Here is a 9,848-nt window from a genome sequence, read left to right as displayed (position 1 = left end):
ATAGTTGTATTAATAGTTTTGTTTTATACAGACCTTAGTTTTTTTCTTTAGGTGTTTTGATCACATTCAACTGCTGATTCAACATTCTTTGATATTCCTCTTTACCTATGATTTTTTTGCATTTATCGAGGATGGTTTGTCGAATGAAATTGTTTATAGAGGTATCACTTTTTTGACCCAATATATTTACTGCTGTTTCAATAATATTTAGTTCTTCCACGAACAAAGGAATAGTGAGGTTTCTACCATTCTTTGTTCGTGATCTTGTTGAAACTGGTAATTTATTTGGTTCAAGAAGAACCACACTTTTATTTCTAGTTACAATTTTATTGGATGGGAGAGTACTTGCTGAGTCTTTAGCGTCAGAGTTTACATCAATATGTGTAAACTCCTTATTCTGTCTAGCTTTAGCAAATCTATTTTCAGACATATCTAATCCCTAAATGGAGTCATTTGATATAAAAAATCAATTCTATTACACACTAAGTATAGTTGTATAGTGAAATTACCAATACAACTATCAATACAACTACATATGAAACTATTTTATCTATTAAAAAAAAGAAGGTTGAAATAAATCAACCTTCTTTTGTGTTTAGAACTAACTTATTCTTTAAGGAAGCCTAACTCATAAACCATAGGTCGGAGTTTATCGCTTAAATCTTTATAAGAGTTTTCAAAACTAATAAATGATGTAGGGATACCTTCTCCATTAGTATTTCTTGCTTTAAGAGCATTTCGTATTTGATACCAACCAACATCAGTGCGATTTAATTTATATTCTTCTTTTATTGTGTGATTGTCTTTTTGTTTGAAATACTTAATCCAAAGTCTTTTACCTTCGTTTAATACTTTTTGAGCTTCTGGACTGAACTCTTTATGGCTTAAATAGTTCACCATAAAGTCACTTTCAAATCTGTCAGGACTGTTAACTTCTGATTCAGTAAATGGGATAAAGTGGTTCACTATTGCCCATTTTCTATTATCCCACTCAAGATCCTCTGCACCAGCAGTTAGATTTTTTCCATGAAATAACATAAATATTAGACAATCAATTTGAAATTCTTCTGTCAATTCTTTTGTGGGTTGCAAGAATTGATCGTTATGATTTATCCAAGTATGCTGAATTAGCTGTCTAACAGAAAAAATTATAGCTACTTTCCAAAGATTTTCAGGTGTTACATAAAATCCATTTCCTGCACTAAATACAGATGACAATAATGCAGTCTGTTTAGCTTGTTGCATATCATTGCCATTACACCAAAAATATCCAATTGCTTCTTCAACCCAAGAAGTAACTTTTGCTTTACCTGTTTGTGGATGAACAGCATTTTTTAAAGGAATATTGGTAGTATTTGTTTTTATTCGTGGCAACCATGCATTTAAAAAAATATTTTTAGGTAAATTATAAAAACTTTTCTCACCAATTGGTTCTGCATTTTTATTTAAAATCTCTACTGAAATTTCAGTAATAGGAGTTCTCTTAGCTGTTTTTTCATTTGTTTTCCAAATTAAAAAAGCAATTGGAAAGTCACCTTTTAAACCATCAAATACTTTGCTGTGAACAATAAAACCATTTTGAAATTCGGCATTCCAAATTGATCTAAATTTTTCAAAATTTGATGCATTTACATATTTAAGTGTACTGAACATTGCTACCGTAGCATTCGGTATTTCCTGTTCTAAGCGTACTAAAAATTGTGCAAATAATTCTCGGCTTGCATATCCATAATCCGACATTAGGCTCGTCATTTTCGTTTTTGAAACGCCTGTTTTACTCTTGCTATCTACTGCATTGGCAGCTACGTTATCTGAATTAGTTGCTTCGGCGTAAGGGGGATTAATTAGAATCAGTATTTTTTTCTTACCTTCTTTTATGATGGTTTGTAGCTCTTTGGGAACTTTATTTGTCAGGCTGTAATCAATTTGCCCATCATCAGTAATATCATCATTTAAGTAGTCGTATTGGAATCTTGTTGCTGCAACGCATGTTTTTGATGCTTTCATAACATCAATGTCTGCTTGATCTAATGTACTCATAAAAATGTTACGGTGGTTAGAATGCTTAACTTCTAGATTTCCTACACCACAGCACATATCCCATATAACATAGTTTTTCTGCCAATTTTTTCCTAAAGTTTCTTCTAGTTTTTCATAGGCTTTATCAACAACATTTAACGGTGTATAAAATGCACCCTTGAAATTCCTTTCATCAACAGGAATCAGGCTATCTCTACGTTCAAGGAGGTAATTTCGATATTCTTCTTTTGGTGGTCTATGGTATATCGCCCAAAATCTTCGATAACCTTCATGATTTCCTAATTCATATAATTTTCCATTCAACATAAATGTTGGCTTGTTATCCATGAACAACAATTTTGCAGGTAAATCTTTATGAGTACTTACAGTTCCATCATTCATAATATCGGCAAAAAATAAAAGCGCATAATTATCCTCAGTTACACTTTCTATTTCCCTGCCAATCATATTCACCCACTTATCAAATACCTGTTTCAAGTTATCAGGTGTTATGTGGATACGAATAATATCGCCTGATTTTATTGCTGCCTTAACAGTCGAGATAAATTCATCTTCATGAGTGGATAATTTAAAGGAGACAAAATAAGTGCCAATATAGACAGAGATAGTTTCTAAAGCTTCTTGTGTGTATTGACTTGCAGATTTCCCCCATTTAATTGTCTTTTTTTCTAAGAAAGGAATTACATCACTGCTTTTCATAATTGCAGCTTTTTCAGTATCAATTACTGCTAAAAAAGGGGGGACACTTTCACCACGATTTAATGATTGCTGGACATAGTGTAAAAGTTGGGTGAACATCGCATAGGTACTATGTCTTCCAGTATCTTTTGCTTCAAACCAAATTTCTTTAGTTTGAATATCAATCAAGCCTTTCGTGAAACCTTTTAAGCCTAAAGCTTTTATGTAGGCATCTTTTACATCTTCTTCACTTTTCACATTTTTTAAAGTTTCATATAGACTCATAACAGCCACATTTTCAAATATATTATTGAATATGATATGGTTTTAATTGAATTAATACAATCAATAATAGGTGTTTTAAATCAATAGTATGCAATAACAAATAAAACAATGGATAGTTGTATTTACACAACTATCCATTGTTTTATTTAGCAGGTGAAATAGATAATTACTATTATTAGTTATACCTGATTTTATCCCTTTGCTCTTGCTGTAATCTATGTGATTTAAATTCACAGTGACTATTAGAATATGGACATGAAGAACATCCTTTGCAGAAATCAAATGGGTCTTTCTGTAAGTCGATTGTTGCACCCAATTCTTCAATTACTTCATTGATTGCATGATCATTAAACTGCATGACTTTCAGGCGTTTTCCATAGAATGTTGTACGCCCTAGATCAATATTATCAAGTAAGCCAAGAGTCCTTAACTGACGACCAACCCATTCAGGACGTTGCCATTCAGGAATAGAGTTAGTCATATCAGATCCAAAATTTTCATCCAGTAGAGTACGCAATTCTAGGATGACCTGGGTAACAGTGAATCGTATGAAGCCTTCTTTAATCAGATTCTTGACCGCTTCTTTAAGGGTTTCGATAGGATCATTTGTTTCAATAACAACAGTACGTTGCTTAGATAATGCCACTTCAAGTTCTTGACTACATTCGTCACCAACCATCTGAGCAATGACTCGTAATGGCAAGGCAATTTCATCGAAACGTCCCGATTTATCAGTAAATAGGGATGATCTTTCTTCAATCTCTGTGCATTTCATGAAGCCCCAAGAATGCAGCTCTTGGCGTATGGCTTCAATAGAATTGAAGTCATACGCGGTTAATTTTTTGATTTTTCCTTTTTCTGAATCGGGCATGTGTCGAGTTTGAACCCTCAACATACGTGTACTCAAAATGTCATCTGCACCCGATGTATTACTAATTAATTTGATACCGAAAAAGTTCAGGCGTTCAGTCTTCATTGTTTTCACATCAGTCCAAAGTTTCTCGGCTGTACTCTTGTTATAAGAAACTTTAAGAGCCTGCACTAACTCGCTAAATTGACCACTATCTTTGCCGCCTTTACTGGCTATACCTTCTAAGTCATCGAAGACAACAAATCCTCTCGCTGCATCAATATGTCGTGCTGCTGTAGCTGCTGAAACCTGACCAATTACTGAACCATTACAAGATAGCTTAGACATGATAATGCCTGTTTGGGACTTACCTGTACCCGCCATACCATTCAAGAAAATAATAGGTACTGACTCGAAAACATTTTGAACATAAGTAGCTAATACAGTTAGGGATAGAATCACATAATCCTCTTTAACTGGAAGCCATACTGACTTTCTCAGCGCGTTATACACATCATCAAAAATCTCACTTATCGTTCTAATTTTAGCTTTGCCATTAAGATAGGCTTCGATGTTATGCCATTTCCATGTACCAAAGTCATTAGGTCTTGGCTCAGAACGGATCAGAGTTCCGTCAGACAATCTAATCACACGTTCTGAATCGGGTGTTCCTCTTGGGGCAGGTGATTTTACAGCTTTATGTACTGTCGCATCAGAACGCACAACAACTGTTTCGTAGCGTTCGGAAAAATACTCCATACCATATTCATCAACCTCTTTTTTCCGAACAAGAGTTTGAACAGGGTAATACATGCGACCATTTATATAAGCACCATTAATTTCCACTGGTGCAACATTAAATCTGCCTTCCATTACTAGATTTTGACTTGTTTCAGCTAAATCAATCTTGGTTGAACAGATCTGTGCTTCATCCATTAAAGATAAAAATTCTTCAAAGCAACCATCACTTTTGAAAAAGTCAGTCCAGTCTGCACCCCATTCACTTTCATGCTTTATTGTTCCATCAGCATGATATTTCGCAGAAGCATAGGTAGAAGGACATTTAACACGGTAACAATCCTTCAAGATTAATTCAGATAGCTTTTCAGCCATCCGATCTCCTGCGCTATCATGATCATGACCTAAATATATTTTATCGAATCTCGCCCAAAAGCCTTCCTTTGTCATTGCATCAGGAATAGCTGAACCGTGTGTACTTGAACACACAAGGATCTCATTTAGGAGATCATTTTCTTTTAAATATTGATATACAATCCATGCATCTTTTATACCCTCACAAACAAAAATTTTAGTTTGCTTGCGATAAGCATGAGTGAAATAAACTTGCGGTTTTCCCTTCATCCAACCATTTTTGTCAGTAGGGTTTAATGTCACATTTGGAATACAGTAATAGCCATTAACACTGCTGAAAGAACCATCTTCTAATCGAATAGGGAAGGTCAAAGCATCAGATGAAACAGTACCATCCTGTTTTTTGTAAGGCATACTCAAGCCAAGTTTAAATTCCTCAATCGTTTCCCATTTCAAGGAACGAGATGCCAAATAACGCATGGCATGAGTATTAGACTTCAATCGTGATACTAATTTTTGAGTCCAATTCTGCTGATTAGGCTTGGCTTTTTTTGTTTTAGAAATATCATTTCGCTGAGTTTCACTTGGTTTAGATTGGGTAATAGGCTGAGTAACAACCATACCTAGAAACTGTGCCGCTTGTTGAGCAGCAGTTTTCTTATCAATATTAAATCTCTTATGCCAAGCATCTAATAGATCGAATCCAACATCATCACCATTAAAATCTTTACACACGCCTCGATACTTACCTGACAAAGCAATTTTAAAGCTACCATTGCCACTTGCAGGACTATCATAAACATCACCACTGACCCAATGATTTCCTATCTTTTTCCCATTGGGATAAAGATATTGGACAACCCTTTCAACATTATCTTTAAGTTGAGAAGCAATGAGCTTCATATCTACATTACTCATACTGCTTCCCCTTTTTCTTTTTTCCCTTGAAGAAGTTGTTTTTTGTATTCTTGCCAGTCTTCAAACGCATCATCAGGCTTCAAGTGACCATAGTGCTCTCTAATCATTCGTTCACTATCAAGCAGAAGGAAGGCAACATAAGAGTACCCACCTTTGTTCTTTTTCAAGAATGTAGTGGCAACAATATCCCTAAAAAAGTGAATACCGATCCCGCCTTTTTTCACTTTTTGGTTGCCAAATTTTTTTGTAAATAATCGGAGAGAATGTCCTAAGTCATCCACATCAAGCTTATTTCCCATACTAGAAATAAGAAAATATTTGCTTTCTACATCATTTAAAAAAAGTGGACGAACTTCATTAACGTAGAGATCTATATGCTCAGTAACTTCTTTTGGAAGTGTTAATTTAAAATTGTCAGGAATAATCTTTTGTTTAAAGTTTTTAAAACAATGTTTAGGAATACGAACGACATATAAACCTGTTTTTTCATCTTTATAAATACATTCAGAGTTTGGGTGATACCCAAGTTTCATGTTAGACCAGTTTCTAGCTCTTAATGGTATTTCCATTAAACACATTACGAGTGCTGTATCACGAATTGTATTTAAAAAATTGAGCCTAATAGTTTTATCATGAGAGCGTGTTTTATAGAGTTGAATATCTTTCTGTGCAGCATCCAGCATGTCAAAAACGTACATAGCAGGAATATCTAACTCAACAATCCCCCTGTTCCTTACTTTGTGTGAATCATCACTTACCTGAATATAATCCTCTAATTCTTTTGAAATTTTCTTTAACTCACGATAATTTTCATGAGCAAGTTTTAAAATTTCTTCTTTTGTAAGGTTATATCTTTCAGAAAAAACCTCATCTGCATATTCATAAAAGAAGCAAGTGTCAGGCTTCCACATAGTAGATAAATTATGAATGACTACATGATCTGCAACTGTAATAAATTCCTTTTCCTTTAATATTTTGGAAAAGACTTTTCTAACAATTTTATGTTGGCTTAAATTGAAAAGGGTATATTCATCAACACTAAGTAGTTTGAGTTCATGGGTTTCTTTCAATATTAAAACGAAAGAAGAAACCAATTTACCTAATGAGGGTATATACCATTTAGGATCATATACCGCTAAAGATGTTGGCTTGGTGGCAGTTAAAACGGTTTCATATTCATGAGCTTTGGTTTCATCATAATGCTCATTTTCTCGTCTAATCCACTTTTGATTCCGTTCTTTATCTGAAAGTGGTTCAGTTTTATAAGAACAATAAGTATATAACTCATCACGAAAATGAGCCGTAACAAGTTGCATATTTAAAGGTGGTCTAAAATTTCTATGTACTCTGCCTTTTTTAATGTTTCCTTCTTTCAAGTCATCAGCATCAGGTGTTGCTTTTACTGGAAAGAGATCCATTAAGTATCCTGATGGTGCAACAGACAGATTTTCAATTGCTTCTAAAACAATTCTTGGCTTACAGTTTCGATTTTTAAAGAATCCTGACTCACGTTCTTCTATCACAAAGTCAGGTACTCTTTTCCTAGCGTAATATAAAAAAATCATGTGCTCTGTAAGATAGTCTGCCCCACAATACTTATTAATTTCATGTGCAATTAAGGCATATTTTTTCAGAGTTTTATTTTTCTTCTTAACGTAATGAGGATGATTCACCTCAATAACTAAATTCATGCAATGTAAGAGTCGATCCACAGGATTTTCATAAAGTGGGAATCTTTGATTGTCAGGACGTAACCAATATTTTGTATTGTGGTATTGCAGAACATCTTCAACAATAAAATTAAAAGCCCATTTAAGGCTTCTAAACCTAGAGTCGTTATAATTTTCTTTTAGATAACTAAGAATAAGAGCTTCGTTTTTTTCAAAGTCTTTATGAAAGAAATCAACGGGTGAATCATCAAAATCAGGATTGAATTTTTCTGAAATCACTCTCAAACAGGTAGTTACAAGACCCTGTTTTGTATAGATCGAAGTCTTAGACTGGGAGTTTCTAACCCCATACAATTCAACTTGATGACGACTGTTTTCTACCAGTTCTTTATATAAGATCTGATTACATAATCGTTCTTCACTTAAAGTTCGCACAACAAATCTCACTCAATAACGTACAAGCTACGGATTTGAAACATGCATATAAATGTGCGAAAATAGATTTATCTAGCCGACAAGTTAGATAACCTATTTTCAAAACCCGTTACTGCGTCAACAGTAGCGGGTTTTCCATTTCTAGCATTTCAATTTAGTTTACAGTGCCTTTTTCAAAATCATTTTCAGATTCCAGTTCCAACTTTTCATAAGCTGTTGGGGTTAATTCAAGATTACGCCTAACCCTCTCTCCATTTCTCTTTAAATAACCTTTCTTCTCCAATGCAACCAAGTAAGGTGTTGCATTATCTGATTTTAATTCAAGAAAATTGGCTACCTCGCGGCGAGTTGGCATATAGCGATGATCTCGAAGGTAACTATGTAGAAATTGAAGTAAGGACATTTGCCGATCAGTAAGGAAAGGCAACTGCTTCACAAACTCTACTCTCGATGTAGTAACCATACATTAACCACCAATTAAAAAAAGCATATTAATCTTACTATTCTGTATAAGTTTGGACAATAGTTTATACATAAAAAAGGTATATTTTTAGTAAGCTTTTTTAGTAGAAAAATCACAGTAGAAATCAAAAATATATAAACCTGAAAAAGCGTGTCCCAAAGCAAAAGCGAATCCACTACCAATAAATAAAATCAATAAATCAATATCTTATTAAAAGTTAAATACTGACACACAATTTGACCTGATACTGACATGGATTTTTTCATGTCAGGTAAAGCGAATCCAGTTTTAAAAAAGCGTGTCAGGTTAGCGTGTCAGAAATAAATATAGATATAAGTATATGAATAATAATATATATATTATTATTTTAATTTAATGTCTGACTTGCAATTATTTTATCATGTCAAATTGTTTTATTTATAATAAACAAATACTTATAATATTTTATGACATGCTTTTTTATTTTTTTTAGATTTTTTTAATTTACTTCTACGTTATTGTTTTTCTACTTTTTCTGCCTTTTAGTATTCTTTACTTCTACTATAGAAAGATATTTAGACTCTAAGTATTTGTTTTTTAAATATAAAGGTGTTTCTAAAACCTAAGGAATTTAGCCATTCCCATGTAGAATTTAGAAACCATTTTTTTTATATTTATCAAATGTATAGGAAATTTTTCTCTTTTTATTATAGGTACTCTTTTTAAGAGAAAACAAAAAAAAGGATGATCAATTGGACCACCCTTTTTCTACGATAGATTTCTACTTTTTAAACTTAAAGCAATTCAATGATTAACTGGTTTAATTCATCTTTTGCTTTTGATGCATTCATTTCCGTAACTGACTTAGATTCCACAATAGCATCACGGAATTGTTTTCTTTCAAAGAGCACTGTTTTTAACAATTTGAACTGATCAAAATCAGCAATAAATTCTATTGCATCCTTTAATTCAGTTGTCCTTACAGCAGCTCTATTAATTAAGACATAAGCATTGAGGTTTTCATTAGTCTTTCTAGCTATCTTAACTTTTTCTTGCATGTAAGTAAGAACCTCTAGATCTAGTAATGATGGTTGCGTTGGAATAATCAAAGTGTCTGATACAAGTAATGCTTCACGGAAAATTGTAGAATCACGTCCTGCAACGTCAATAAGGATATATTCATAGTCCTTATCTAATTGTTCTAATTGTTCCAGTAAGTTCGAATGAACAGTTAGGCATTCAATATCATTACGTTGATTGGACCATTTGAAAGCTGATTGTTGTTCATCAGCATCTATGAGAATACTTTTCCCTTTGTTGCTTAATGCAACTGCTAGATTTGTAGCGAGAGTCGTTTTTCCAACTCCCCCCTTTCTATTAGCGACACAGATTATCTTTGCCATAATTAAACCTTTATAAAATCAAAACAAAACTATCA

General features: G+C 33.3%; 6 protein-coding genes. All 6 read right to left on the bottom strand.

Going from position 1 to position 9,848, the window contains the following annotated elements:
• Window positions 1–34: 34 nt before the first annotated feature.
• The 6 genes from LXF01_RS17400 to LXF01_RS17375 all read right to left on the bottom strand — a co-directional run bounded on the left by LXF01_RS17400 (window position 35) and on the right by LXF01_RS17375 (window position 9,813).
• A complete protein-coding gene (locus LXF01_RS17400; RefSeq protein ID WP_233945585.1) occupies window positions 35–430 on the bottom strand; it encodes a hypothetical protein in 396 nt (131 codons plus the stop codon).
• Window positions 431–606: 176 nt separating this feature from the next.
• Window positions 607–3,003: a hypothetical protein gene (locus tag LXF01_RS17395; RefSeq protein WP_233945584.1), complete on the bottom strand. Its 2,397-nt coding sequence runs from the start codon at window positions 3,001–3,003 to the stop codon at window positions 607–609.
• A gap of 175 nt (window positions 3,004–3,178) precedes the next feature.
• The gene (locus LXF01_RS17390) at window positions 3,179–5,863 is read right to left on the bottom strand and encodes a toprim domain-containing protein (protein WP_233945588.1); all 2,685 of its coding nucleotides are present in this window, start codon (window positions 5,861–5,863) and stop codon (window positions 3,179–3,181) included.
• The gene (locus LXF01_RS17385) at window positions 5,860–7,968 is read right to left on the bottom strand and encodes a hypothetical protein (RefSeq protein ID WP_233945587.1); all 2,109 of its coding nucleotides are present in this window, start codon (window positions 7,966–7,968) and stop codon (window positions 5,860–5,862) included. Before LXF01_RS17385 ends, LXF01_RS17390 begins: the two co-directional genes overlap by 4 nt.
• Window positions 7,969–8,122: 154 nt before the next feature.
• Window positions 8,123–8,431, bottom strand: coding sequence for a LexA family protein (locus LXF01_RS17380; protein ID WP_180044208.1), 309 nt, complete (start codon window positions 8,429–8,431; stop codon window positions 8,123–8,125).
• 773 nt (window positions 8,432–9,204) lie between these two features.
• On the bottom strand, window positions 9,205–9,813 hold the full coding sequence (locus LXF01_RS17375) for an AAA family ATPase (protein WP_233945586.1): 609 nt from the start codon (window positions 9,811–9,813) through the stop codon (window positions 9,205–9,207).
• Between the last annotated feature and the right edge of the window lie 35 nt (window positions 9,814–9,848).

The organism is Acinetobacter sp. SH20PTE14, from assembly GCF_021391555.1.
Classification (GTDB): domain Bacteria; phylum Pseudomonadota; class Gammaproteobacteria; order Pseudomonadales; family Moraxellaceae; genus Acinetobacter; species Acinetobacter amyesii.
Note: the sequence above shows the minus strand (reverse complement) of the source record. Positions and strands in the feature narration are given on the sequence as shown.

What these genes read in the sequence shown, in the direction of transcription:
- LXF01_RS17380 (WP_180044208.1), bottom strand. Translation starts at nt 8,431, where the DNA reads ATGGTTACTACATCGAGAGTAGAGTTTGTGAAGCAGTTGCCTTTCCTT.
- LXF01_RS17395 (WP_233945584.1), bottom strand. Translation starts at nt 3,003, where the DNA reads ATGAGTCTATATGAAACTTTAAAAAATGTGAAAAGTGAAGAAGATGTA.
- LXF01_RS17375 (WP_233945586.1), bottom strand. Translation starts at nt 9,813, where the DNA reads ATGGCAAAGATAATCTGTGTCGCTAATAGAAAGGGGGGAGTTGGAAAA.
- LXF01_RS17400 (WP_233945585.1), bottom strand. Translation starts at nt 430, where the DNA reads ATGTCTGAAAATAGATTTGCTAAAGCTAGACAGAATAAGGAGTTTACA.
- LXF01_RS17390 (WP_233945588.1), bottom strand. Translation starts at nt 5,863, where the DNA reads ATGAGTAATGTAGATATGAAGCTCATTGCTTCTCAACTTAAAGATAAT.